This is a genomic window from Lelliottia sp. RD5 (genome assembly GCF_056032945.1).
In genome coordinates, this window is the sequence record NZ_JBVYHQ010000012.1 from 20186 (window position 1) to 44570 (window position 24385).

Below are 24385 nucleotides of genomic sequence, written 5' to 3' on the forward strand. Positions count from 1 at the left end.
AATCATTAGCCTGAGAGTAATAATCAGAATGAATATTTATGATCAAGATCAGATAACGTTTCGGAAAAAAACGCTAGCTCAGACAGGAAATAGCTGAATCGGAGGTCAACACCGCCTCATTTTCGTAAACAGGATCCGCTTCGACAGGTATAGTAAAGGCTGACAAGAGTGAACATCGCATCGTTATGACCCAAATTATTCCATCTGACTTTGATATCACGTGTGAAGAGAGCGCCGCATTTGTGCCAATGCGTGGCGTCGCTAACCCGCATCTGCAAACCATGCTGCCAAGGCTCCTGCGCCGTAAACTGCAGTTTGATCCGCACTGGCAACGCCTCGACCTGCCGGACGGTGATTTCGTCGATTTAGCGTGGAGCGAAGATCCCGACCAGGCCAGGCATAAACCTCGGCTGGTGGTGTTCCACGGGCTGGAAGGCAGCCTGCACAGCCCGTATGCGCACGGCTTGATCCACGCGGCAAAAGCGCGCGGCTGGCTCGGTGTGGTGATGCATTTTCGCGGATGCAGCGGCGAGCCAAACCGTCGCGAGCGGATTTATCATTCCGGCGAAACCGAAGACGGCACCTGGTTTTTACACTGGCTGGCGAAGACCTACGGCGCGGCACCTACCGCGGCGGTTGGCTATTCACTGGGTGGCAATATGCTGGCCTGCCTGCTGGCGAAAGAGAGCGACGCCGTGCCGCTGGACGCGGCGGTGATCGTCTCTGCGCCGTTTATGCTTGAGCAGTGCAGCTATCATATGGAAAAGGGCTTTTCGCGCGTTTATCAGCGCTATCTGCTGAATTTGCTGAAAGCCAACGCGGCACGCAAATTGAAAGCCTATCCCGATACGCTGCCGATCAACCTGCAACAGCTCAAGCGCATGCGCCGTCTGCGGGAGTTTGACGATCTGATCACCTCGAAGATCCACGGTTTTGCCGACGCGCTAGACTATTATCGTCAGTGCAGCGCCATGCCGTTGCTGAATCAGATAACCAAACCGACGCTGATTATCCACGCGAAAGACGATCCCTTTATGGATCACCATTCGATTCCGGCACCGGGCTATTTGCCGGCTAACGTGCAGTATCAGCTGACCGAACATGGCGGCCACGTTGGCTTTATCGGCGGCACGTTACGGCGTCCGAAAATGTGGCTGGAAACGCGTATCCCCGACTGGTTAACCCCCTGGCTGGAAAAAACACGATGATGATTCCCTGGCAAGATCTGGCTCCCGAAACGCTGGACAGTCTGATTGAAAGCTTTGTATTACGCGAAGGCACCGATTATGGTGAACATGAACGCTCGCTTGAACAAAAGGTCGCCGATGTGAAACGGCAGCTACAAAATGGCGAGGTGTTGCTGGTGTGGTCTGAACTGCACGAAACCGTCAACATCATGCCGCGCAATCAGTTTCGCGGCTGATCGCTTCATCATTCCAGTCAGGGAGTTGCTATGTCCGCCAGACATCCGGTTATTGCCGTTACGGGGTCAAGTGGTGCGGGAACCACGACCACCAGCCTCGCGTTTCGTAAGATTTTCGCGCAACTCAACTTGCGCGCCGCCGAGGTAGAAGGCGACAGTTTTCATCGCTATACCCGCCCCGAAATGGACATGGCGATCCGCAAGGCGCGCGATCTCGGCAAACACATCAGCTACTTCGGGCCAGACGCCAACGACTTCAGTTTGCTGGAGCAAACCTTTGCCGAGTACGGCCATACCGGCACAGGGCAATCGCGTAAATATCTGCATACCTATGACGAAGCGGTGCCGTGGAACCAGGTGCCCGGCACGTTTACGCCGTGGCAGCCGCTCCCGGAACCGACCGATGTGCTGTTTTATGAAGGATTGCACGGCGGTGTGGTAACGCCACAGCATGACGTAGCGCAGCACGTCGATTTGCTGGTCGGCGTGGTGCCTATCGTCAACCTGGAGTGGATCCAGAAACTCACTCGCGACACCAGCGAGCGCGGCCATTCGCGTGAAGCGGTCATGGACTCGGTGGTGCGCTCAATGGAAGATTACATTAACTTCCTGACGCCGCAGTTTTCCCGCACGCACATTAACTTCCAGCGCGTCCCGACGGTGGATACGTCGAATCCCTTCGCGGCAAAAACGATTCCGTCGCTGGACGAAAGCTTTGTGGTGATCCACTTCCGTAATCTGGACGATATTGATTATCCGTGGCTGCTGGCGATGCTGCAGGGCTCGTTTATTTCGCACATTAATACGCTGGTGGTGCCGGGCGGGAAGATGGGACTGGCGATGGAGCTGATCATGATGCCGCTGGTACAACGGCTGATGGAAGGCAAAAAGATCGAATGATCCTTTTCCCTCTCCTTGTGGGAGAGGGTCTGAATCTCGTCAACGCTTACGCGTCGATCACCTCGTAGGAGTGAGTGATTTTCACCGCTTTCTCCAGCATCAACGCCACCGAGCAGTACTTCTCCGCAGAAAGATCCACCGCACGGGAAACCGCGGCATCTTTCAACGCTTTGCCAGTCACAATGAAGTGCAGATTGATATGCGTAAACAGACGCGGTGCTTCTTCGCGACGCTCAGATGTCAGCTTCACTTCACAATCGGTGACGTCATGACGCCCTTTTTGCAGAATCGAGACGACGTCAATGGCGCTGCATCCGCCCGCCGCCATCAGCACCACTTCCATCGGGCTTGGCGCTTTATCGCCGGAGTTACCATCCATCAAAATCTGGTGTCCTGAAGCGGATTCGCCGAGGAACGTTAAACCTTCAACCCATTTCACACGCGCTTGCATTTTATTCACTCCGACGTTGCATTTTTCCGGACAGATTACCCGCGCGTTACAATTCTCGCAACGGAAGACGACCTGCGTCATGCTGAAGCGAGACACCAGGAGACACGCGGCAAAAGCTATGCTAAAACACTCTGGATGCTACAGTAATACATTGACGTTACACATGTATGCAGAGGACATCAAACATTACAGGCTGCAAACACTTATGACAGCCTAGTTCCCAGGTACGGGGAAGAATTCGATTGCAACCCCAGAGTCAGGATGCGATTTATGACTCTGGTGACAGCTTATAACAGAGGATAACAGCGCATGGTGCTTGGCAAACCGCAAACAGACCCGACTCTCGAATGGTTCTTGTCTCATTGCCATATTCATAAGTACCCATCGAAGAGCACGCTGATTCACCAGGGTGAAAAAGCGGAAACGTTGTATTACATCGTCAAAGGCTCGGTGGCAGTGCTTATTAAAGATGAAGAAGGAAAAGAGATGATCCTTTCTTATCTGAACCAGGGCGATTTCATCGGCGAACTGGGCCTGTTTGAAGAAGGCCAGGAACGTAGCGCCTGGGTACGTGCAAAATCAGCCTGTGAAGTGGCTGAAATCTCCTACAAAAAATTCCGTCAGTTGATTCAGGTTAACCCGGATATTCTGTTGCGCCTGTCTTCGCAGATGGCTCGCCGTCTGCAAATCACCTCCGAGAAAGTGGGTAACCTCGCCTTCCTGGATGTAACGGGTCGCATCGCGCAAACGCTGTTGAACCTGGCGAAACAGCCTGACGCTATGACCCACCCTGACGGCATGCAAATTAAAATTACCCGTCAGGAAATTGGTCAGATCGTGGGTTGCTCCCGTGAAACCGTTGGCCGTATCCTGAAAATGCTGGAAGATCAGAACCTGATCTCCGCCCACGGTAAAACCATCGTGGTTTACGGAACGCGTTAATTCCGGTCGAACGGCGTGCCATCGCAAGGTGTCACGCCGTTTTTGTCTCTGGCATCTATGTGGCGCAGGCTGATCTATCACCCGGAAGTTAACTACGCACTTCGGCAAACGCTGGTGTTATGTCTCCCCGTGGCCGTCGGTTTGATTCTGGGTCATCTGCAACACGGTCTGCTTTTTTCCCTCGTTCCTGCCTGCTGTAATATTGCCGGTCTCGATACCCCGCATAAACGCTTTTTCAAGCGCCTGATTATTGGCGGCTCGCTGTTTGCCGGATGCAGTCTCGCGGTACAGCTATTACTGGCGCGCGATATCCCCCTGCCGTTGATTTTGACCGTACTGGCACTCACGCTCGGCGTGACGGCGGAAATCAGTTCTCTGCATGCCCGCTTGCTTCCCGCCTCACTGATTGCATCGATCTTTACGCTCAGCCTCGCCGGGAATATGCCCGTCTGGGAACCGCTGCTGATCTACGCGTTTGGCACGCTGTGGTACGGATTATTCAACTGGTTCTGGTTCTGGATGTGGCGCGAGCAGCCGTTGCGCGAATCCTTAAGCCTGCTCTACGTTCAGCTCGCTGATTACTGCGAAGCAAAATACACCCTGCTGACGCAGCATACCGATCCGGAAAAGGCGCTGCCGCCGTTACTGACGCGTCAGCAAAAAGTGGTCGATTTAATCAGCCAGTGTTATCAGCAGCTACACATGCTGGCGGCCAATAAAAACCATGAATACAAACGGCTGCTGCGCACGTTTCAGGTAGGGCTGGATTTACAGGAACATATTTCCGTCAGCCTGCATCATCCACAGGAAGTGCAAAAGCTGGTGGAGCGCAGTCACGCCGAAGCGGTGATCCGCTGGAATGCCCAGACGGTCGCGGCGCGACTGCGCGTGCTGGCTGACGATATTCTCTATCACCGCTACCCCACGCGCTTTACCATGGATAAACAGTTGGGCGCGCTGGAGAAAATTGCCCGTCAGCATCCCGATAATCCGGTCGGACAGTTCTGCGCCTGGCACTTCAGCCGTATCGCACGCGTGCTGCGCACCCAGCGTCCGCTCTATTCCCGTGATCTGATGGCGGATAAGCAGAAACGTTTGCCGCTGCTGCCGGCGCTCAAAAGCTATCTGTCATTTAAATCCCCTGCTTTGCGTAATGCGGCGCGCATTAGCGTGATGCTCAGTATCGCCAGCCTGATGGGCGTGGCGCTGCATTTACCCAAGCCCTACTGGATTTTAATGACCGTGCTGTTCGTGACGCAGAACGGCTATGGCGCGACGCGGGTGCGGATCCTGCACCGGGCGGGCGGAACCCTTGCCGGTCTGGTGATTGCGGGCGTCACGCTGCACTTCCACGTCCCGGACGGTTACACCCTGGCGGGCATGCTGCTTATCACGCTGGTCAGCTATCTGTTTATCCGTAAAAACTACGGCTGGGCGATGGTCGGCTTTACGGTCACCGCGGTGTATACCCTGCAACTGCTTACCCTGAATGGCGAACAGTTTATTGTCGCCCGACTGGTGGATACGCTGATTGGCTGTCTGATTGCGTTTGGCGGTATGGTCTGGCTGTGGCCACAGTGGCAAAGCGGCCTGTTGCGCCAGAATGCGCATGATGCGCTCGAGGCCGACCAGCAGGCTATTCGCCTGATTCTCAGTGCCGATCCGCAGCCGTCGCCGCTGGCGTACCAACGTATGAAGGTCAATCAGGCTCATAACGCGCTGTTTAACTCGCTGAATCAGGCCATGCAAGAGCCGGGCTTTAATTCGCACTATCTGGCCGATATGAAACTGTGGGTCACCCACAGCCAATTCATTGTCGAGCATATCAACGCGATGACTACGCTGGCGCGCGAGCATACGATGCTGACGCCGGATTTGGCGCAGCGTTATTTGCAGTCGTGTGAAATTGCGTTGCAGCGGTGTCAGCAGCGCCTGGAATATGACGCGCCGGGTGAATCAGGGGATATGAATATTCTTGAAGGACCAGAAACGCTCACCTACGGTCCGATGAGCACGCTGGAACAGCACTTGCAGCGCATACTCGGGCATCTGAACACCATGCATACCATTTCATCGGTCGCCTGGCGACAACGCCCGCATCATGGAATTTGGTTAACGCGCCTGCTGCGGCGCGAATCCCATTAACCCTTAACGATTTTCCCTACCGCCGCGGCAAAGCGCGCCATACCGTCGTCGATATCCTGTGCTTCAACCACCAGCGACGGTGCAAAGCGCATCACGTCCGGTCCAGCATTCAGCACCATCACCCCTTCGTGCGCGGCAGCATGGAGGAAATCACGCGCGCGGCCCTGGTATTGTGGCTTCAGTTCTGCGCCAACCAGCAGCCCCATTCCACGAATATCGCTGAACACATCGTACTGGGCATCAATCTGCTGAAGATGTTTCACAAACTGTTCGCGTTTCATACTCACACCGTTCAGCACGTCTGGCGTGTTGATAATATCAAACGCCGCACCCGCGATAGCACAAGCCAGCGGATTCCCGCCGTAGGTCGACCCGTGAGATCCCACGTGGAATGCCGACGCGATCTCCTGGGTTGTCAGCACAGCACTGACCGGGAAGCCGCCCCCGAGCGCTTTGGCGCTTGTCAGAATGTCCGGCGTCACGCCGTAATGCATGTAGGCAAACAGGGAGCCGGTACGCCCCATACCGCTCTGCACTTCATCAAACACCAGCAGCGCCTGATGTTCGTCGCACAGTTCACGCAGGCCTTTCAGGAACTCTGGCGTCGCCGCCATTACACCGCCTTCACCCTGAATCGGCTCAACCACAATCGCGCAGGTGTGATCGTCCATCACCGCTTTTACGGCGTGAAGATCGTTAAACGGCACATGAACGATATCGGCAGGTTTTGGGCCAAAACCATCGGAATACTTCGGCTGTCCGCCGACGGAAACCGTAAACAGCGACCGCCCGTGGAAGGCGTTATGGAAGGCAATAATTTTGGATTTGTACGGGCTGTGACGCGTTGAGGCGTAATAACGCGCCAGCTTGAACGCGGTTTCGTTAGCTTCGGTGCCTGAGTTCATGAAAAGAACGCGCTCGGCAAACGTGGCGTCGATGATTTTGCGCCCCAGACGCAGCGCGGGTTCATTGGTGAATACGTTGCTGGTATGCCACAGGGTTTCGCCCTGCGTTTTTAACGCCTCGACCAGAGCAGGATGGCAATGCCCCAGCGCCGTCACTGCAATACCACCCGCGAAATCAACGTACTCTTTGCCCTGCTGATCCCACACGCGACTGCCTTTCCCTTTTACCGGGATAAACTCAGCCGGTGCATAAATCGGCAGGATCACTTCATCGAAAGTTGCGCGCGTAATTGCAGATTGTTCAGTTGCCATGTCATGCCCATCCATTTTATGTCACATTAACCGTGAAAATATAATCACAAAATATGCATAAAAAATCACAACAAAGCAATAACCAATCAACGATGGAGGAAATTAGCCAGCAGTTGATGCCCCTGTTCGCTCAGGATGCTTTCCGGATGGAACTGCACGCCTTCGAGATCCCATTCGCGATGACGAATGCCCATGATCTCCTGAGTGTCGCTCCAGGCTGTCACCTCAAAGCAATCGGGCAGCGTGGGTGGGTCAATCACCAGCGAATGATAGCGCGTCACCGTGAGCGGATTGTTCAGACCGAGAAACACGCCGGTTCCGGTATGCGTCACCGGAGACGTTTTGCCGTGCATCACTTTTGCGGCACGAACGATGGTCGCGCCAAAGACCTGGCCGATCGCCTGATGCCCCAGGCAGACGCCCAGAATTGGCAGTTTGCCAGCAAAATCGCGGATCACATCCAGCGAAATACCGGATTCAGAAGGGGTACAAGGCCCTGGCGAAATGACAATTTTCTGCGGTGCCAGCGCGTTGATATCTGCCAGCGTGATGTCATCATTACGCCGGACCACCACCTCAGCACCCAGTTCACAAAAGTACTGGTACAGGTTCCAGGTAAAAGAATCGTAGTTATCAATCAGCAGAATCATGGCGGCTCCAAAAAATTAGCCGCCCTATTCTACTCAGTTTCCCGCGCTTCGCTCACAACTTTGGCGAAGATGGTTGTCAGGTCGGTTAAATCACCCATAGCCCCGCTCTGATTGGCGGCAGACCAATAATCAGGTTCAATATCCCGCCAGCTCAGTTGATAACCCGCGTGGATGGCCAGTTGCTCGAAAAAGACGCGTTGGGCGATCCCGTTACCAATCCGGAACGGATGCAGGACGTTGATTTCGCAATAGTAATGGCTGAGGCGGGCGATGAACTCACTTTTCTCGAGTCCGACAAGATAGCCCTCTTCCTCAAGATCCTGCATCAGGCCGTTGCCTTCTTTTTCGATATAGGCGAAATGGCAGAATCGCGTATCGCCCTGATAAATATCGACTTCACGGATATCACCTGCCCAGTCGAAAATATCCTGATAAAGATGGCGATGAATGGCGCACAGGTGCGGCAAACCGCGTGCGGGCGGCCCAAGCGGTAAGGTTGCGGCACGCAATGCCGTGAGTTCATATGAAGCCTGCGCAAGGCGATCCGCCTGACGAATATTGAGCTTATTGCGCATCACGTTCAGGCCGGGATAGAGGTACGGATCGCGATCGTCACCGATTTTATCGCTCATAGTGCCTCCTGAGTTCCTCAAGACGGTGTTGAGCGTCTGCTGCATTTAGCGTGACGAGCGGGCTGTCGACGCCTTCCAGACGCCGACTGGCCTGAAAGTTAACGTTGCGCTGCTGTTCCCAGAGACGGGATTTTTGCCTGTCGGTGAGTTTTTTCACTTAACGCCTCCCTGATATGTCCGTTTGCCACAAGTATAAGCAGCAAAACGCGCTTTCGCAGGGAGACGCAAGTGTTACGGGCGAGAACCGCCCGCAGAGAAAAGGGTTACGGCAGAACTTTTGCGGACAGAATAACAATCGGTTTTGTCGGTACATTCTGGTAAGGACCGACGTCATGCGTCTGTACCTGCGAGATCTTATCAGCCACATCCATACCTTTCACAACTTTACCAAACACCGCATACCCGAAGTCGCGCTGGCCGTGATCGAGGAAAGCGTTATCCGCAACGTTCAGGAAGAACTGGCTGGTGGCGCTGTCTTTATCCGCTGTACGGGCCATCGAAATGGTGCCACGCGTGTTACGCAGACCGTTGTCGGCTTCGTTTTTGATTGGCGCATTCGGCTGCTTTTGCTGCATTTGCTCGTTAAAACCGCCGCCCTGGAGCATGAACCCCGGGATCACGCGGTGAAACGTGGTGTTGTTATAGAAACCATTGTTCACGTAATCGAGGAAGTTTTTCACCGATACCGGAGCTTTCTGGCTATTCAGTTCCAGCTCAATATTTCCGGCAGACGTTGTCAGCAAGACATGGGGATCGCCTTTCGCTGCCAGAACAGCAGGAGAAACAGCAGAGAGGGCAAACACAGCCGCGACAGCCGCCAGAGTTGATTTGAGCATGAGAATTCCTTAACAAAGCGCAGTAAAAAAGGCAAGTGGCTTGATTCTAAAGAGCAGTATGGATGGAGGCTAGCCTTTTACCTAATTTTACGAATTTGAAACAGTTGTAACCGTAAAAAGGGTAGGAACCGACGCACAATTAAGCGACCTAAATCACACTAATTAATGCAATTCAGATCTTAATTTTCATAAAAGATTTATATGGATCACTTTAATGATTAAAATCCCTGCGCACACGGCGCGGTCAACGCGTTTTACTTTTCATTACCCTTATAAATTCGTGATGCAGGCAGGCGGCAAACGCCTTTGCAGCGTGAAGGACACGGGGTAAATTCACAGGCCAGACATGACTAACAGCAATCGCATTAAGCTCACATGGATCAGCTTCTTCTCGTACGCCCTGACCGGCGCACTGGTGATCGTCACCGGAATGGTGATGGGTGATATCGCCAACTATTTCCAGCTCCCCGTTTCCAGCATGAGCAACACCTTTACCTTCCTTAACGCCGGTATTCTGATCTCCATTTTCCTGAATGCCTGGCTGATGGAAATCGTGCCGCTGAAAACGCAGCTGCGCTTCGGCTTTGTCCTGATGGTCGCGGCCGTAGCGGGACTGATGGTCAGCCACAGTATCGCTCTGTTCTCCGCCTCAATGTTTGTGTTGGGCCTGGTCAGCGGGATCACCATGTCCATCGGTACGTTCCTGATTACCCACATGTATGAAGGCCGTCAGCGCGGTGCACGCCTGCTGTTCACCGACTCCTTCTTCAGCATGGCGGGGATGATTTTCCCCATGGTGGCCGCCGTTCTGCTGGCTCGCAGCATCGAGTGGTATTGGGTGTACGCCTGTATCGGCCTGGTCTACGTGGCTATTTTTGTGCTGACCTTTGGCTGTGAATTCCCGGTTCTGGGTCAAAAAGCGGATCAGAGCGAGCAGCCTGTCGCAAAAGAAAAATGGGGGATCGGCGTACTGTTTCTGTCCGTTGCGGCGCTGTGCTATATCCTTGGCCAGTTGGGCTTTATCTCCTGGGTTCCGGAATACGCGAAAGGCCTGGGCATGAGCCTCAACGACGCGGGCAAGCTGGTGAGCGATTTCTGGATGTCTTACATGTTCGGCATGTGGGCATTTAGCTTCATTCTGCGTTTCTTCGATTTGCAGCGCATTTTGACGGTGCTGGCGGGTCTGGCAACCGTGCTGATGTATCTGTTTATCAACGGTGCGCCGGAGCATATGGCGTGGTTTATTCTGACGCTCGGTTTCTTCTCCAGCGCGATTTACACCTCAATCATCACCCTCGGCTCACTGCAAACCAAAGTGGCGTCACCTAAGCTTGTGAACTTTGTTTTGACCTGCGGGACCATTGGCACCATGTTGACCTTCGTGGTCACAGGGCCGATTGTGGCACACAGCGGCCCGCTGGCGGCGCTGCAAACGGCTAACGGTCTGTATGCCGTGGTGTTTGTCATGTGTCTGATTCTGGGCTTTGTAACCCGCCACCGTCAGCACAACACGGCAGCGGTTTCGCACTAACCCTTACGCCCCTTTGCGCTCAGCGAAGGGGCTGTTATTCGTAAAGCTCACCTCTTCACCCCCGCTATCCGTTTGAATCCACGTTTGCGCCAGCTGCGTCGTCGCAATCACTCTGCCCTGACGAATCGACCAGCGCACCGGCACCTGACAGCGCACCGCATCAAAACCACTTTCCGCAGGCAAAATGATCAGATTCGCCGGGTTGCCCGTCTTAATCCCGTAATCCGTCAGCCCAAACGTACGTGCGCTGTTGTGGGTAATCAAATCGAGGCCGCTGTCGATTTGCGGATAACCCATCATCTGACAGACGTGTAGCCCCATGTGCAGCACTTGCAGCATATTGCCCGTCCCCAGCGGATACCACGGATCGAAAACGTCGTCATGACCGAAGCAGACGTTGATACCCGCTTCCTGAAGCTCTTTAACGCGGGTAATTCCGCGACGTTTCGGGTAATCGTCAAATCGCCCCTGCAAATGAATGTTGACCAGCGGGTTAGCGACAAAGTTAATGCCAGACATTTTCAGCAAGTGGAACAGCCGCGAGGTGTATGCCCCGTTGTAGGAGTGCATTGCGGTGGTGTGGCTGGCGGTGACACGCGATCCAATCCCGGCCTCATACGCCAGCGTGGCAACCGTTTCAACGAAACGAGACTGTTCATCGTCGATTTCGTCGCAGTGAATATCCAGCGGACGATCGTATTTTTTTGCCAGTTCAAACGCGATGTGCAGCGACTGCACGCCATATTCACGGGTGAATTCAAAATGCGGTATTGCGCCGACCACGTCAGCGCCGAGCTGTAACGCTTCTTCAAGCAGCGCCGCACCGTTGGGATAGGAGAGAATCCCCTCCTGCGGGAAAGCGACGATTTGCAGGGTGATCCACGGCGCAACTTCCTGCTTCACTTCCAGCATCGCTTTTAGCGCCGTGAGCGTAGGGTCAGAGACGTCAACGTGGGTGCGAACAAACTGAATGCCGTTAGCCATTTGCCATTTCAACGTCTTCCACGCACGCGCTTTGACATCGTCATGGCTGAGGAACGCTTTACGTTCCGCCCAACGTTCGATGCCCTCGAACAGGGTTCCAGACTGGTTCCAGCTCGGCTCTCCGGCCGTCTGGGTGGTATCGAGATGAATATGCGGTTCAATAAACGGCGGAATCGCCAGGCCACCACGGGCGTTGAGGACTTCGTGGCTTTCATCGGGCGCATCACCTATTGGGGTAATTTCGCCAAAACGGCCATTCTGAATGGCGATTTGCCATAGCCCTTCTTGCTGCGGTAACCGAACGTTCTGAACCAGCCAAAGCGGTGATGTAGACATACCTTTCCCCTGAAAAACAGTGCTGAAATTTGGGAGTACGAACTTTTGCAGATTAACCTCAAATTTTGTACACAAATTCATCGCTTATGAAAAGCGAGTTATTTCCGCCACTTAGAAAATTCCTGACAAATCAGTCATCTACCCACTAAGGAGTAGTTGAAGGCGTATTTGATTTGCATCAATAAGTGCCTTTGCTGAATCGTTAAGGTAGGCAGTAATAGAAAAGAAATCGAGGCAAAAATGAGCAAAGTCAGACTCGCTATCATTGGTAACGGCATGGTCGGCCATCGCTTTATTGAGGATCTTCTCGATAAAGCAGACGCTACCCAGTTTGATATTACCGTCTTCTGTGAAGAACCCCGTAAGGCGTACGATCGTGTGCACCTGTCCTCCTACTTCTCCCACCACACCGCTGAAGAACTTTCTCTGGTTCGTGAAGGTTTCTATGAGAAGCATGGCGTGAATGTGTTGGTTGGCGAACGCGCCATCACCATTAACCGCCAGGAAAAAGTGATTCACTCCAGTGCCGGACGCACGGTTTTTTACGACAAGCTGATTATGGCGACTGGCTCATACCCGTGGATCCCGCCGATCAAAGGGTCGGAAACACAGGATTGCTTCGTTTATCGTACCATCGAAGACCTGAAAGCGATCGAATCCTGCGCACGCCGCAGTAAACGTGGTGCGGTAGTCGGTGGCGGTCTGCTTGGCCTCGAAGCGGCAGGCGCACTGAAAAACTTAGGCGTCGAAACCCACGTCATCGAATTTGCCCCGATGCTGATGGCTGAACAACTCGACCACATGGGTGGCGACCAGCTCCGCCGTAAAATCGAAAGCATGGGCGTGAAAGTTCACACCAGCAAAAACACCAAAGAGATCGTTCAGGAAGGCACCGAAGCGCGCAAAACCATGCGCTTTGCCGATGGCAGCGAGCTGGAAGTGGACTTTATCGTCTTCTCAACTGGTATTCGTCCGCGCGACAAAATGGCGACCCAGTGCGGTCTGGCTGTGGCGCAGCGCGGCGGCATCATGATTAACGATGCCTGCCAGACGTCCGACCCGGATATCTACGCGATCGGCGAATGTGCAAGCTGGAACAACCGCGTGTACGGTCTGGTCGCTCCAGGTTACAAAATGGCGCAGGTCGCCGTTGACCACATCCTGGGTAACGAAAATGCCTTCGTCGGCGCAGATATGAGCGCCAAGCTGAAGCTGCTCGGCGTGGACGTCGGTGGTATCGGCGATGCGCATGGCCGCACCCCGAACTCCCGCAGCTACGTATATCTCGATGAAAGCAAAGAAGTCTACAAACGTCTGATTGTCAGCCCGGATAATAAAACCCTGCTGGGTGCGGTGCTGGTGGGCGACACCACCGATTTCGGCAATCTGCTGCAACTGGTTCTGAACGCCATCGAGCTGCCAGAAAACCCGGATGCGCTGATTCTGCCTGCGCATGCCTCCAACGGTAAGCCGTCAATCGGCGTGGATAAACTGCCGGACAGCGCGCAAATTTGTTCCTGCTTCGACGTCACCAAAGGCATGCTGATCTCCGCGATCAACAAGGGCTGCCACACCGTTGCGGCACTGAAAGCCGAAACCAAAGCCGGTACCGGCTGCGGCGGTTGTATCCCGCTGGTCACTCAGGTGCTGAACGCCGAACTGGCGAAACAGGGTATCGAAGTTAACAACAACCTGTGTGAGCACTTCTCTTACTCACGCCAGGAGATTTACCATCTCATCCGCGTTGAAGGCATTAAGACCTTTGACGAATTGCTGGAAAAACACGGTCAGGGTTATGGCTGTGAAGTGTGTAAACCGACGGTCGGTTCTCTGCTGGCGTCTTGCTGGAACGAATACGTTCTGAAACCAGAACATACGCCGCTGCAGGATACCAACGACAACTTCCTGGCGAACATCCAGAAAGACGGGACGTACTCCGTCATACCGCGTTCTGCCGGTGGCGAAATTACGCCGGAAGGACTGGTGGCAGTTGGCCGAGTGGCGCGTGAATTTAACCTGTACACCAAAATCACCGGTTCCCAGCGTATCGGCCTGTTTGGTGCGCAGAAAGACGACCTGCCAGAAATCTGGCGTCAGCTTATCGAAGCGGGCTTCGAAACCGGTCACGCGTACGCCAAAGCGTTGCGTATGGCGAAAACCTGCGTGGGCAGCACCTGGTGCCGCTACGGTGTTGGCGACAGCGTGGGCTTCGGCGTGGAGCTGGAAAACCGCTACAAAGGCATCCGTACGCCGCACAAAATGAAGTTTGGCGTCTCCGGCTGTACCCGTGAATGTGCGGAAGCCCAGGGCAAAGACGTCGGCATCATCGCGACCGAGAAAGGCTGGAACCTGTACGTTTGCGGTAACGGCGGGATGAAACCCCGTCACGCAGACCTGCTGGCCGCGGATCTGGATCGTGAAACCCTGCTGAATTACCTCGACCGCTTCATGATGTTCTACATCCGCACCGCCGATAAGCTGACGCGTACAGCGTCCTGGCTGGACAATCTGGAAGGCGGCATTGAGTATCTGAAATCGGTCATCATCGACGACAAACTGGGTCTGAACGATGCGCTGGAAGCCGAAATGGCCCGTCTGCGCGACGCCGTGATTTGCGAGTGGACTGAAACCGTGAATTCCCCGGCGGCGCAGGTTCGCTTCAAACACTTTATCAACAGCGCCCAGCGCGATCCGAACGTACAGATTGTTCCTGAGCGTGAGCAGCATCGTCCGGCGACGCCATACGAGCGCATTCCGGTGACTCTGGTGGAGGAAAACGTATGAGCCAGTGGGTAAACATCTGCAAAGTTAACGACATCATTCCAGCGACCGGCGTTTGCGCACTGCTGGGTACGGAACAGGTCGCCATTTTCCGCCCTCGTCATGACGAACAGGTCTTTGCGATCAGCAATATCGACCCGTTCTTTCAGGCCAGCGTGCTGTCTCGCGGTTTGATTGCGGAGCATCAGGGCGAACTGTGGGTGGCGAGTCCACTGAAAAAACAGCGTTTCCGTTTAAGCGACGGACACTGCATGGAAGATGAAAGTCACTCAGTGAAGCACTATGACGTCCGCGTAAAAGACGGCAACGTGCAGCTGAGGGGCTGATTGTTATCGGGGGCGCAATGCCCCCTTTTTTGTACTTTTCTCCCGTTCGGGAGCTTTTCAACTTTTTTGCACAACCCCGTCGCATTGCCTCTTGTCGGCAGCATAGAGGGGGCGTGTACAAGGATAATCACATGTTTGCAGACACCATTAATAAGTGTGCGGCTAACGCTGCGCGCATTGCCCGCCTCAGTCAAAATAACCCTCTCGGCTTCTGGATCAGTTCCGCCATGGCCGGGGCTTATGTCGGTCTCGGTATTATTCTCATCTTCACGCTAGGGAATTTACTTGAACCCTCCATGCGTCCATTAGTGATGGGCGCAACGTTTGGGCTCGCGTTAACCCTGGTCATTATCGCCGGTTCAGAGCTGTTCACCGGCCATACCATGTTCCTGGCGCTGGGCGTCAAAGCGGGGACAATTAGCCAGGGACAAATGTGGGCGATTCTGCCGCAAACCTGGGTCGGCAACCTGTTGGGTTCCGTCTTCGTGGCCTTGCTGTACAGCTGGGGTGGCGGCAGTTTGTTACCGGTGGATACCAGCATTGTACACACCGTTGCGCTCGCCAAAACCACGCAGCCAGCCATGACGCTGTTCTTCAAGGGCGTGCTCTGTAACTGGCTGGTGTGCCTGGCGATCTGGATGGCAATCCGCACGGAAGGTGCCGCGAAATTCATCGCAATCTGGTGGTGTTTGCTGGCGTTTATTGCCTCCGGCTACGAACACTCCGTGGCAAACATGACGCTTTTCGCGCTCTCCTGGTTTGGCCATCACAACGACGCGTTCACCCTTTCGGGCATCGGTCATAACCTGTTGTGGGTAACTCTGGGCAATACCCTTTCGGGTGCAGTGTTTATGGGCTTAGGATACTGGTATGCTACTCCTAAAGCGGAGCGTCCGACTCCCGTCACCATCGCAACTGCACAGGCGAAAGCCAATTCCTAAGAGGTAATGTCGTGGATCACCTGCCGATTTTCTGTCAATTACGTCATCGAGACTGCCTGTTAGTGGGCGGTGGCGATGTTGCTGAGCGTAAAGCGCGTTTGCTGTTAGAAGCAGGTGCACAACTTACCGTTAATGCGTTGGCCTTCGATCCGCAATTTCACGTGTGGGCACAGGAAGGCATGCTGACGCTGGTGCAGGGCGAGTTTGACGAGTCCCTGCTCGATACTTGCTGGTTAACGATCGCCGCAACCGATGACGACGAAGTGAACCAGCGCGTCAGCGATGCCTGCGAAACCCGTCGTATTTTCTGCAACGTGGTCGATGCGCCAAAAGAAGCCAGCTTTATTATGCCGTCGATTATTGACCGTTCCCCGCTGATGGTCGCGGTGTCGTCCGGCGGCACGTCACCGGTGCTGGCGCGTTTATTGCGCGAAAAACTCGAATCGATTTTACCTCAGCATTTAGGGAAGGTAGCGCGCTATGCCGGCCAACTTCGCGCCCGGGTGAAAACGACGTTTGCAACCGTCGGCGAGCGCCGCCGCTTCTGGGAAAAATTCTTCGTCAATGACCGTCTGGCGCAGTCGCTGGCGAATCAGGATCATCAGGCCGTCGAAGAGACGACCGAGCGCCTGCTGACTGAACCGCTGAATCACCGCGGCGAAGTGGTGCTGGTGGGTGCAGGGCCTGGAGATGCGGGCCTTTTAACGCTGAAAGGATTACAGCAGATTCAGCAGGCGGATATCGTGGTGTATGACCGTCTGGTGTCTGATGACATTATGAATCTGGTCCGCCGTGACGCCGACCGCGTATTCGTGGGCAAACGTGCGGGCTATCACTGCGTTCCTCAGGAAGAAATTAACCAGATCCTGCTGCGTGAAGCGCTCAAAGGCAAACGCGTGGTGCGCCTGAAGGGCGGCGATCCGTTTATCTTTGGTCGTGGCGGTGAAGAGCTGGAAACGCTCTGCAACGCGGGTGTGCCGTTCTCAGTGGTGCCTGGAATCACTGCGGCTTCTGGCTGCTCTGCCTATTCCGGTATCCCGCTTACCCATCGCGATTATGCTCAAAGCGTGCGCCTGGTGACGGGCCATCTCAAAACGGGAAGTGAGCTGGACTGGCACAACCTGGCCGCTGAAAAGCAGACGCTGGTGTTCTACATGGGGCTGAATCAGGCGGCGACCATTCAGGAAAAACTGCTGGAACACGGCATGCAGCACGATATGCCGGTGGCGCTGGTCGAAAATGGCACGGCGATTACCCAGCGCGTCGTGAGCGGCGTGCTCACACAGCTCGGCGAGCTGGCGAAACAGGTTGAAAGCCCGGCGCTGATCGTCGTCGGGCGCGTGGTTGAACTTCGCGAAAAGCTCAACTGGTTTTCAAACCACTAAACCCTCGCTGCACAACTGACCTTAATTGAGTAGTCCTTATATGGACTACTCCCCTCTTACCCCAGCCGCTAACATACCTTCCGCGAAATGGAATCTCTCCATTTATTCCCTCGTGGTCATTTCAGCTCATTTTGTCACTGACAAGGAAAGTGTATGTTTAACCTGGCAAAAGCCGCGCTCGTCGTCGGCATCTTATCCACCCTGACGGCTTGCACCGGTCACGTTCAAAATACCAAAAATAATTGCAGCTACGATTACTTGCTTCATCCGGCGATCTCAATTTCTAAAATAATTGGCGGTTGCGGACCCGCGGCAGAACAATAAGCATTGTTCAGGCAATAAAAAACCGGGAATTTCCCGGTTTTTTATTGCAGCGAGTACGGTCTGAGGCACTCACGCTGCCCTCTCCCACTGGGGGGAGAGTACAAAGACTCGAAACGATAATGCGATTATCGTTTTGCTTTACCTAGGGTTTTGCCACAAAGCCGATCGCCTGGTAAACCGCTTTCAGGGTTTCAGCGGCACGCGCGCTGGCTTTATCCGCACCGTCTCGCATTACCTGATTCAGCAGCGCTTCGTCATTGCGGAAACGGTTATAACGCTCCTGCAGTTCAGTCAACATGCCGGAAACCGCATCCGCCACTTCGCCTTTGAGATGGCCGTACATTTTGCCTTCAAAGTGCTGTTCAAGCTCAGGAATACTCTGCCCGGAGACGCCAGAGAGAATATCCAGCAGGTTTGAAACGCCCGCTTTGTTCTGCACATCGTAACGCACAACAGGTGGCTCGTCGGAATCTGTGACCGCGCGTTTCAGCTTTTTCACTACCGCTTTCGGATCTTCCAGCAGGCCGATAACGTTGTTGCGGTTATCGTCAGACTTGGACATCTTTTTGGTCGGCTCAAGCAGTGACATCACGCGCGCGCCCGATTTCGGAATAAACGGCTCTGGCACTTTAAAGACATCACCGTAGATCGCATTGAAGCGCTGCGCGATATCACGGCTCAGTTCGAGGTGTTGTTTCTGGTCTTCGCCAACCGGTACCTGGTTGGTTTGATACAGCAGAATGTCAGCGGCCATCAGCACGGGATAGTCAAACAAACCGGCGTTGATGTTCTCGGAGTAGCGTGCAGATTTGTCTTTGAACTGGGTCATGCGGCTCAGTTCGCCGAAATAGGTATAGCAGTTCAGCGCCCAACCAAGCTGTGCGTGCTCTGGCACGTGTGATTGTACGAAGATGGTGCTTTTTTGCGGATCGATACCGCAAGCCAGATACAGTGCCAGCGTATCCAGCGTGGCTTTACGCAGTTTCTCAGGATCCTGGCGCGCGGTAATCGCATGCAAATCCACGATGCAGTAAATGCAGTGGTAATCATCCTGCATACCCACCCACTGACGCAACGCACCCATGTAGTTGCCAATGGTCAATTCGCCTGAAGGCTGCGCGCCACTAAATACGATGGGCTTAGTCATTTTTTGATTCCTGATGTTCACTGTGCGAAAGCCCGAGTGCGGGCAGTAAATCTTTGAAGTGATCGAACACGGCGTCCGGTTCACTCAGCGTGATGGATTCACCGTAGTTATAGCCGTAGGTGAGACCCACAGACGGCGAACCTGCGGCTTTGGCGGCCAGAATATCATTGCGCGAATCGCCGACAAAAAGCAGCTGCTCAGGCGCTAAGGATAATTTCCCTGCCACCAGCAAAATCGGTTCCGGATGCGGTTTTTTATTCTGCACGTCGTCACCGCCGACAATCACCGAGAAATATTTTGCGATATCGAGCGCTTCCAGCAACGGCGCCACAAACGGCGTTGGCTTGTTGGTGACCAGCGCCAACGGCATGCCATTGGCATGCAACGCGCTCAGGGTATCGACGACGTCAGGGAACAGAAAACTGCCCTCTTCCACGGTCTCTTCGTAAAAGCGATTGAACAGTTTACGCAGAACGCGTAGCTGTTCATCCTGCGGGATATCAGCATGATCAACGCCAGGTTTACCCTGCGCCGAACGTTGAAAGGCGCGTTCCTGACGGGACCACGTCAACGCGCGTTCCATCAGCACATCAGCACCGTTACCAATCCAGGTTATCACCCGATCTTCACCCGCAACGGGCAGCTCAAGCGCATACAGCGCCTGATCGACGGCGCTGGTTAAACCCGGCGCGCTGTCGACCAGCGTGCCATCAAGGTCAAACGCGACACCGCGAATTGCCTGTAATTTATTCATGACTTACCTTTGCCAGTTCACTGCGCATCTCATCGATGACTTTTTTGTAATCCGGTTGGTCAAAAATGGCGGAGCCTGCCACGAACATATCTGCACCCGCTGCAGCAATTTCGCCAATGTTGTTGACCTTCACGCCGCCATCCACTTCAAGACGAATGTCATAGCCAGACTCGTCGATGCGACGGCGCACTTCACGTAGCTTATCCAGCGTTTGCGGAATAAAGGATTGGCCACCAAAACCTGGATTGACGGACATCAGCAGAATCACGTCCAGCTTATCCATGACGTAATCAAGATAGCTCAGCGACGTCGCCGGGTTAAACACCAGACCCGCCTTACAGCCGTTCTCTTTTATGAGCTGCAACGTGCGATCGACATGCTCGGAGGCTTCAGGATGGAAGGTGATAATGCTCGCGCCCGCTGCGGCAAAATCCGGCACGATGCGATCAACCGGTTTGACCATCAGGTGAACATCAATCGGGGCGGTGATTCCGTAGTTACGTAGCGCTTTTAGCACCATCGGGCCGATGGTCAGATTAGGTACGTAGTGGTTATCCATCACATCAAAATGCACCACATCCGCACCGGCGGCCAGCGCGTTGGCCGTGTCTTCACCCAGGCGGGCAAAATCGGCCGACAGAATTGAGGGAGCAATCAAAAACTGTTTCATCCGCATCTCCTTGAAATGTGTTTACCGGCGGGCGAAACGGCTCAGGGGCGATAAAGAGCCAGCAGTTCGTCCACCTTTTTACGTGTGCCACCGTTACTGCTGATGCTGCGCCGCACCTGAACGACGTATCGGTGAGTCGCTAACTGATACCATTCGCGCGTCATTTCCGTATCGTGATTTGAAATCAGCACGGGAATACGCTTTTTCACCAGGTCCTCGGCGATCTCCGCCAGATGCACCTGCTCTTTCAAATTGAAACTGTTGGTGTGGTACGCCGTAAAGTTGGCCGTCGCCGTCAGCGGCGCATACGGCGGATCGCAATACACGACCGACTGATGATCCGCGCGCGCCATACTGTCTGCGTACGACTCGCAGATAAAGAGTGCATTCTGTGCTTTCTCAGCAAAGTGATACAACTCAACCTGCGGGAAATAAGGGCGCTTGTAGCGGCCAAACGGCACGTTGAATTCCCCGCGCAGATTATACCGGCACAGGCCGTTGTAGCCGTGTCGGTTAAGATACAGGAATAATAACGCCCGCCGGAAAGGATCGCAGCTTTGGTTAAATTCTACGCGAAGCTGATAGTAAACTTCAGACTGATTCGTCTCAGGCGTAAACAACTTACGCGCCTCGTCAACGTACTCGTCGGTACGATCTTTAACGATGTTATAGAGGCTAATCAGATCGCTGTTGATATCCGCCAGGATATAACGAGAGAAGTCGGTGTTGAGAAACACGGACCCGGCACCCACAAAGGGCTCGATAAGGCACTCGCCCTTCGGCAGGTGTTTTTTAATATCGTCAAGCAGGGGGAATTTTCCCCCTGCCCATTTTAGAAAAGCGCGATTTTTTTTCATGCTGACTAACTGATTACACCTTTTCCAGCTGTGGAAAAGCTCCGACAGCATTCTGCGCTTTAAACATTACTTCAAGTCGGCCTGAACCTGATGAATCGGTTTCGCCCATGGGTTTTTCGCCTGAACGTCAGCAGGTAACGTTGCCACAGCGCGTTTCGCTTCGTCTTTAGAGGCGTAAACGCCGCTAACCAGCGTGTACCATGGCTGCCCGTTGCGAGTCGACTGATAAACCACATAGTTTTTCAGGTTCGATTTCTTCGCCCAGTTATTCAGATTGTCGTAGTTAGACGAACTGCTCAACTGAAGCGTGTAATTGTTGGACGGTGCTGCCTTCATTGCCCCAACATTACCCGAAGACTTACCGGATGCAGAGCCAGACGTTGATGCAGTCGCTGCAGGAGCCGGCGTTGCTGCGGTGACTTTCGGTGCCGCTGTCGCTACAGGTGTTTTCACCGGCGTGCTGGTAGCGGTTTCCGTTGGCTTGGGCTGGGCAACCGGTTTGGCTTCCGTGGCTTTAGCAACGGTCTGCGGTTTCGTTTCGCGCTTCGGCTCAATCACCGCTTTTTGACGCTCTGGACGCGAAGTGGCAGCCTGAGTTTGACGCGGTTTGGTTTCGGTTGCTGCGGTTTGCGGTTGTGCATTCCCGCCACGAATTGGCGCGACGGTTGCAGGCTCGGTTGGAAGCGTGGAGTTAGCCACCACGTTATTCACCTGATCCTGGTTCTGCGTGAGCGCGTTGTTCAGATCGCCCTGAACTTCAACACGCTGCTGGCCTTCAGGTGCCGCACTTGCCTGGCCCTGAGTTGGCGTAGCCGAAACAGGAGGCAGTGAGACATCCTGCGGAGCATTGGTTGGATTGCCCGCGGTCTGTTCAGCAGACGTCGTGCCTGGCGCAGGTTGCACACCATTGGCCTGATCTGCTGCGTCATTATTATTGCCCGAAAGGTTGATACTCTTTTCGGTTGAAGCGGTCTGCTCATTTGAGGGGGTAGACGGTGCTTTCAGCGCAGAACCGATGCCGATAATCAGCAGCAGCAGGACAAAAACGCCAAGACCCATCATGACGTACTGACGTGAAGCGGGTTTCGCCGCCACTTTTTTACGTTTACGCGGGCGACGCTCTACAGACTCTTCGTCCAGTGATTCATTATCAGACTCATAATCCTCTTCTTCACGCTCATCGCGCGCGTTGCGGCTACGTGACGGACGACGATCGTCTGCATCCAAATCAACATCATCGAAGTTGATTTGCGGCTCATTATCATCGCGATCTGAAGATTGACGAGAACGACCAGTACGACGATCGCTGGGATCGGGTTTCAGCTCGTCTTCTGGTTTGAATTCATCCATTTAACACCCCACTCAAAGGCTCATGCTTACGACGTTGCATTTCACCTGAAGCTAAATAGCTACCTGTAACAGTAGCCTGACCTTTCTAGTTGTTACGCCTGCTGGCAATCAGCAATAGCGCCAAGAACCACATCATGCGACACTCCGCCGCGCACTTCACTCTTCCCTATAGCCAGTGGGAGCACTAAGCGCATCTCACCCGCCAAAACTTTTTTATCGCGCATCATGTGGGGTAAATACGCGTGCGAAGACATCTCGCGCGGCCCCGTTACCGGTAAGCCAGCACGCTCAAGTAGCGTGATGATGCGTTGAGTCTCTTCTTGCTTAAATTGACCCAGACGTTCAGAGGTACGCGCGGCCATCACCATGCCCGCTGCAACCGCTTCGCCATGAAGCCAATTGCCGTAACCCATCTCCGCCTCAATCGCGTGACCGAACGTGTGCCCCAGATTCAGTAAAGCACGTAAGCCCGTTTCCCGCTCGTCTGCTGCAACGACTTCTGCTTTTAGCTCACAACAACGGCGGATGCAGTAAGCCAGCGCTTTACCGTCAAGGTTAAGCAATGCATCCATGTTCTCTTCCAGCCAGCTAAAGAACTCGCCGTCCAGAATAATGCCGTATTTGATCACTTCAGCCAGGCCTGATGCCAATTCGCGCTGGGGCAATGTGTTCAGACAGTCGAGATCCACAACCACCGATGCGGGCTGATAGAACGCGCCAATCATGTTTTTGCCAAGCGGATGGTTAACCGCTGTTTTGCCGCCAACCGAAGAATCGACCTGTGATAAAAGCGTGGTAGGAATTTGAATAAAACGAACACCACGTTGATAACTTGCCGCAGCAAAACCCGTTAGATCGCCAACAACACCACCGCCGAGGGCAAGTAGTGTCGTATCGCGACCATGCGGTTTTTGCAGTAATGCGGTAAAGACGGTCTCAAGGACCGCCAGGCTTTTATACTGCTCGCCATCAGGCAAAATCACACTGTCGACGTTCACACCTGCCTGTTCCAGCAGATGACGAATTTTGTCGAGATAAAGCGGAGCCAGCGTCTCGTTGGTGACAAGCATAGCTTGATCACCCGCTTTCAGTGGTAAGAAGGAAGCTGGGTCGTTAAACAAACCAGCCGCGATGGTGATAGGGTAACTACGTTCCCCGAGAGTAACTGTAATCCTCTCCATGACGCGACATCCACCTTAAATGCTATTACCCGTGGGCGAGTGTATATAAAGCCAGAATCAGTTGCTTTCCAGCATATGAATAATCTGGTTTGCAACGACTTTTGCGCTCTGATCGTCGGTACGAATCGTTACGTCAGCAATTTCTTCGTACAGTGGATTGCGTTCACCAGCCAGTGCTTCAAGAACTTCACGTGGAGGCGTTTCAACCTGCAGTAACGGGCGCTTTTTATCACGCTGCGTACGTGCGAGTTGTTTCTCGATAGTCGTCTCAAGATAAACCACAACGCCGCGGGCCGAGAGACGGTTACGCGTTTCACGAGATTTTACAGAACCGCCGCCAGTAGCCAGCACAATGCCCTGTTTTTCCGTAAGTTCATTGATAACTTTTTCTTCACGGTCACGGAAACCTTCTTCGCCTTCTACATCGAAGACCCAGCCCACATCAGCTCCGGTTCGTTTCTCAATCTCGTGATCAGAATCGTAAAATTCCATATTGAGTTGTTGAGCTAACTGGCGCCCAATAGTGCTTTTGCCGGCACCCATAGGCCCAACCAGAAAGATATTGCGTTTCTCTGCCATTTTTTCGGTACTACTAAGACTATTCGTTAATGGTAATTCCGGC

Annotated in this window: 25 protein-coding genes; 11 read left to right on the forward strand and 14 right to left on the reverse strand. The window is 53.9% G+C overall.

All coding sequences use genetic code 11. From position 1 onward, the window contains the following. The first annotated feature begins 185 nt into the window (after positions 1-185). From AC0LWE_RS21605 to AC0LWE_RS21615, 3 genes are read left to right on the forward strand one after another with little or no spacing between them, the layout of a single operon-like run. On the forward strand, positions 186-1208 hold the full coding sequence (locus AC0LWE_RS21605; protein WP_059180262.1) for a hydrolase: 1023 nt from the start codon (positions 186-188) through the stop codon (positions 1206-1208). After that, positions 1205-1423 carry a YheU family protein gene (locus AC0LWE_RS21610; protein WP_059180263.1) on the forward strand — a complete coding sequence of 73 codons (219 nt, stop codon included), beginning with the start codon at positions 1205-1207 and terminating at the stop codon, positions 1421-1423. The genes AC0LWE_RS21605 and AC0LWE_RS21610 overlap by 4 nt, the downstream gene beginning before the upstream one ends. A gap of 30 nt (positions 1424-1453) precedes the next feature. Then, positions 1454-2323 carry a phosphoribulokinase gene (locus tag AC0LWE_RS21615; protein WP_059180264.1) on the forward strand — a complete coding sequence of 290 codons (870 nt, stop codon included), beginning with the start codon at positions 1454-1456 and terminating at the stop codon, positions 2321-2323. A gap of 46 nt (positions 2324-2369) precedes the next feature. Here AC0LWE_RS21615 and AC0LWE_RS21620 read toward each other — a convergent pair whose 3' ends face one another. Next, positions 2370-2774 (reverse strand): OsmC family protein, encoded by a 405-nt coding sequence (locus AC0LWE_RS21620; protein WP_059180265.1) that lies wholly within the window; start codon positions 2772-2774, stop codon positions 2370-2372. Between the two features lie 309 nt (positions 2775-3083). Between AC0LWE_RS21620 and crp the strand changes: the two genes are divergently transcribed. Both crp and AC0LWE_RS21630 read left to right on the forward strand, forming a co-directional pair. Continuing rightward, positions 3084-3716, forward strand: a complete 633-nt coding sequence (crp, locus tag AC0LWE_RS21625) for a cAMP-activated global transcriptional regulator CRP (protein ID WP_015960746.1) — start codon at positions 3084-3086, stop codon at positions 3714-3716. A gap of 57 nt (positions 3717-3773) precedes the next feature. Beyond that, entirely contained in the window at positions 3774-5861 is a 2088-nt protein-coding gene (locus AC0LWE_RS21630; RefSeq protein ID WP_202668725.1) for a YccS/YhfK family putative transporter, read from the forward strand. Here the strand turns inward: AC0LWE_RS21630 and argD are convergent. From argD to ppiA, 5 genes are all read right to left on the reverse strand, one after another. Next, positions 5858-7078 carry a bifunctional acetylornithine/succinyldiaminopimelate transaminase gene (gene argD, locus AC0LWE_RS21635; RefSeq protein WP_219347315.1) on the reverse strand — a complete coding sequence of 407 codons (1221 nt, stop codon included), beginning with the start codon at positions 7076-7078 and terminating at the stop codon, positions 5858-5860. The two genes, AC0LWE_RS21630 and argD, sit on opposite strands and share 4 nt — an antisense overlap. An 86-nt stretch (positions 7079-7164) precedes the next feature. Further along, the gene (gene pabA / locus AC0LWE_RS21640; protein WP_202668718.1) at positions 7165-7728 is read right to left on the reverse strand and encodes an aminodeoxychorismate synthase component 2; all 564 of its coding nucleotides are present in this window, start codon (positions 7726-7728) and stop codon (positions 7165-7167) included. A 29-nt stretch (positions 7729-7757) separates the two neighbouring features. Continuing rightward, positions 7758-8360 carry a putative adenosine monophosphate-protein transferase Fic gene (locus tag AC0LWE_RS21645; RefSeq protein WP_059180269.1) on the reverse strand — a complete coding sequence of 201 codons (603 nt, stop codon included), beginning with the start codon at positions 8358-8360 and terminating at the stop codon, positions 7758-7760. Next, a complete protein-coding gene (locus AC0LWE_RS21650) occupies positions 8350-8517 on the reverse strand; it encodes a YhfG family protein (protein WP_072241953.1) in 168 nt (55 codons plus the stop codon). Before AC0LWE_RS21650 ends, AC0LWE_RS21645 begins: the two co-directional genes overlap by 11 nt. 106 nt (positions 8518-8623) lie before the next feature. After that, complete coding sequence (gene ppiA, locus AC0LWE_RS21655) at positions 8624-9196, reverse strand: peptidylprolyl isomerase A (protein ID WP_202668717.1); 573 nt, start codon at positions 9194-9196, stop codon at positions 8624-8626. 346 nt (positions 9197-9542) lie between these two features. Here ppiA and tsgA point away from each other — a divergent pair, with 346 nt between their 5' ends. Next, positions 9543-10727, forward strand: coding sequence for an MFS transporter TsgA (tsgA, locus tag AC0LWE_RS21660; RefSeq protein ID WP_204771811.1), 1185 nt, complete (start codon positions 9543-9545; stop codon positions 10725-10727). 3 nt (positions 10728-10730) lie between these two features. Here the strand turns inward: tsgA and AC0LWE_RS21665 are convergent, their stop codons facing one another. Continuing rightward, complete coding sequence (locus AC0LWE_RS21665; protein ID WP_059180271.1) at positions 10731-12047, reverse strand: cytosine deaminase; 1317 nt, start codon at positions 12045-12047, stop codon at positions 10731-10733. A 240-nt stretch (positions 12048-12287) separates the two neighbouring features. On the opposite strand from AC0LWE_RS21665, the gene nirB reads away from it, so the two are divergent. The 5 genes from nirB (at position 12288) to AC0LWE_RS21690 (ending at position 17804) form a co-directional block, all read left to right on the forward strand. Continuing rightward, on the forward strand, positions 12288-14831 hold the full coding sequence (gene nirB / locus AC0LWE_RS21670; protein WP_015960754.1) for a nitrite reductase large subunit NirB: 2544 nt from the start codon (positions 12288-12290) through the stop codon (positions 14829-14831). Beyond that, positions 14828-15154 (forward strand): nitrite reductase small subunit NirD, encoded by a 327-nt coding sequence (gene nirD / locus AC0LWE_RS21675; RefSeq protein WP_015960755.1) that lies wholly within the window; start codon positions 14828-14830, stop codon positions 15152-15154. The genes nirB and nirD overlap by 4 nt, the downstream gene beginning before the upstream one ends. Positions 15155-15285: 131 nt before the next feature. Further along, a complete protein-coding gene (nirC, locus tag AC0LWE_RS21680) occupies positions 15286-16095 on the forward strand; it encodes a nitrite transporter NirC (RefSeq protein WP_131486944.1) in 810 nt (269 codons plus the stop codon). Between the two features lie 11 nt (positions 16096-16106). Then, entirely contained in the window at positions 16107-17480 is a 1374-nt protein-coding gene (gene cysG, locus AC0LWE_RS21685) for a siroheme synthase CysG (protein ID WP_131486945.1), read from the forward strand. A gap of 153 nt (positions 17481-17633) precedes the next feature. Beyond that, the gene (locus tag AC0LWE_RS21690) at positions 17634-17804 is read left to right on the forward strand and encodes a YhfL family protein (protein WP_072241954.1); all 171 of its coding nucleotides are present in this window, start codon (positions 17634-17636) and stop codon (positions 17802-17804) included. A gap of 142 nt (positions 17805-17946) precedes the next feature. Here the strand turns inward: AC0LWE_RS21690 and trpS are convergent, their stop codons facing one another. From trpS to aroK, 7 genes are all read right to left on the reverse strand, one after another. Then, positions 17947-18951, reverse strand: a complete 1005-nt coding sequence (gene trpS / locus AC0LWE_RS21695) for a tryptophan--tRNA ligase (protein WP_202668715.1) — start codon at positions 18949-18951, stop codon at positions 17947-17949. Beyond that, positions 18944-19705: a phosphoglycolate phosphatase gene (gene gph / locus AC0LWE_RS21700; protein WP_059180275.1), complete on the reverse strand. Its 762-nt coding sequence runs from the start codon at positions 19703-19705 to the stop codon at positions 18944-18946. Before gph ends, trpS begins: the two co-directional genes overlap by 8 nt. Then, positions 19698-20375, reverse strand: a complete 678-nt coding sequence (rpe, locus tag AC0LWE_RS21705; protein WP_015960760.1) for a ribulose-phosphate 3-epimerase — start codon at positions 20373-20375, stop codon at positions 19698-19700. The genes gph and rpe overlap by 8 nt, the downstream gene beginning before the upstream one ends. A gap of 41 nt (positions 20376-20416) precedes the next feature. Continuing rightward, entirely contained in the window at positions 20417-21232 is an 816-nt protein-coding gene (gene dam / locus AC0LWE_RS21710; protein ID WP_202694691.1) for an adenine-specific DNA-methyltransferase, read from the reverse strand. A 66-nt stretch (positions 21233-21298) separates the two neighbouring features. Continuing rightward, positions 21299-22582: a cell division protein DamX gene (damX, locus tag AC0LWE_RS21715; protein WP_174343567.1), complete on the reverse strand. Its 1284-nt coding sequence runs from the start codon at positions 22580-22582 to the stop codon at positions 21299-21301. A gap of 92 nt (positions 22583-22674) precedes the next feature. Continuing rightward, a complete protein-coding gene (gene aroB, locus AC0LWE_RS21720) occupies positions 22675-23763 on the reverse strand; it encodes a 3-dehydroquinate synthase (RefSeq protein ID WP_059180278.1) in 1089 nt (362 codons plus the stop codon). A gap of 57 nt (positions 23764-23820) precedes the next feature. Then, positions 23821-24342, reverse strand: coding sequence for a shikimate kinase AroK (gene aroK / locus AC0LWE_RS21725; RefSeq protein WP_015960764.1), 522 nt, complete (start codon positions 24340-24342; stop codon positions 23821-23823). Between the last annotated feature and the right edge of the window lie 43 nt (positions 24343-24385).

What these genes read in the sequence shown, in the direction of transcription:
- AC0LWE_RS21605 (WP_059180262.1), top strand. Translation starts at nt 186, where the DNA reads ATGACCCAAATTATTCCATCTGACTTTGATATCACGTGTGAAGAGAGC.
- AC0LWE_RS21610 (WP_059180263.1), top strand. Translation starts at nt 1,205, where the DNA reads ATGATGATTCCCTGGCAAGATCTGGCTCCCGAAACGCTGGACAGTCTG.
- AC0LWE_RS21615 (WP_059180264.1), top strand. Translation starts at nt 1,454, where the DNA reads ATGTCCGCCAGACATCCGGTTATTGCCGTTACGGGGTCAAGTGGTGCG.
- AC0LWE_RS21620 (WP_059180265.1), bottom strand. Translation starts at nt 2,774, where the DNA reads ATGCAAGCGCGTGTGAAATGGGTTGAAGGTTTAACGTTCCTCGGCGAA.
- crp (WP_015960746.1), top strand. Translation starts at nt 3,084, where the DNA reads ATGGTGCTTGGCAAACCGCAAACAGACCCGACTCTCGAATGGTTCTTG.
- AC0LWE_RS21630 (WP_202668725.1), top strand. Translation starts at nt 3,774, where the DNA reads ATGTGGCGCAGGCTGATCTATCACCCGGAAGTTAACTACGCACTTCGG.
- argD (WP_219347315.1), bottom strand. Translation starts at nt 7,078, where the DNA reads ATGGCAACTGAACAATCTGCAATTACGCGCGCAACTTTCGATGAAGTG.
- pabA (WP_202668718.1), bottom strand. Translation starts at nt 7,728, where the DNA reads ATGATTCTGCTGATTGATAACTACGATTCTTTTACCTGGAACCTGTAC.
- AC0LWE_RS21645 (WP_059180269.1), bottom strand. Translation starts at nt 8,360, where the DNA reads ATGAGCGATAAAATCGGTGACGATCGCGATCCGTACCTCTATCCCGGC.
- ppiA (WP_202668717.1), bottom strand. Translation starts at nt 9,196, where the DNA reads ATGCTCAAATCAACTCTGGCGGCTGTCGCGGCTGTGTTTGCCCTCTCT.
- tsgA (WP_204771811.1), top strand. Translation starts at nt 9,543, where the DNA reads ATGACTAACAGCAATCGCATTAAGCTCACATGGATCAGCTTCTTCTCG.
- AC0LWE_RS21665 (WP_059180271.1), bottom strand. Translation starts at nt 12,047, where the DNA reads ATGTCTACATCACCGCTTTGGCTGGTTCAGAACGTTCGGTTACCGCAG.
- nirB (WP_015960754.1), top strand. Translation starts at nt 12,288, where the DNA reads ATGAGCAAAGTCAGACTCGCTATCATTGGTAACGGCATGGTCGGCCAT.
- nirD (WP_015960755.1), top strand. Translation starts at nt 14,828, where the DNA reads ATGAGCCAGTGGGTAAACATCTGCAAAGTTAACGACATCATTCCAGCG.
- nirC (WP_131486944.1), top strand. Translation starts at nt 15,286, where the DNA reads ATGTTTGCAGACACCATTAATAAGTGTGCGGCTAACGCTGCGCGCATT.
- AC0LWE_RS21690 (WP_072241954.1), top strand. Translation starts at nt 17,634, where the DNA reads ATGTTTAACCTGGCAAAAGCCGCGCTCGTCGTCGGCATCTTATCCACC.
- trpS (WP_202668715.1), bottom strand. Translation starts at nt 18,951, where the DNA reads ATGACTAAGCCCATCGTATTTAGTGGCGCGCAGCCTTCAGGCGAATTG.
- gph (WP_059180275.1), bottom strand. Translation starts at nt 19,705, where the DNA reads ATGAATAAATTACAGGCAATTCGCGGTGTCGCGTTTGACCTTGATGGC.
- rpe (WP_015960760.1), bottom strand. Translation starts at nt 20,375, where the DNA reads ATGAAACAGTTTTTGATTGCTCCCTCAATTCTGTCGGCCGATTTTGCC.
- dam (WP_202694691.1), bottom strand. Translation starts at nt 21,232, where the DNA reads ATGAAAAAAAATCGCGCTTTTCTAAAATGGGCAGGGGGAAAATTCCCC.
- damX (WP_174343567.1), bottom strand. Translation starts at nt 22,582, where the DNA reads ATGGATGAATTCAAACCAGAAGACGAGCTGAAACCCGATCCCAGCGAT.
- aroB (WP_059180278.1), bottom strand. Translation starts at nt 23,763, where the DNA reads ATGGAGAGGATTACAGTTACTCTCGGGGAACGTAGTTACCCTATCACC.
- aroK (WP_015960764.1), bottom strand. Translation starts at nt 24,342, where the DNA reads ATGGCAGAGAAACGCAATATCTTTCTGGTTGGGCCTATGGGTGCCGGC.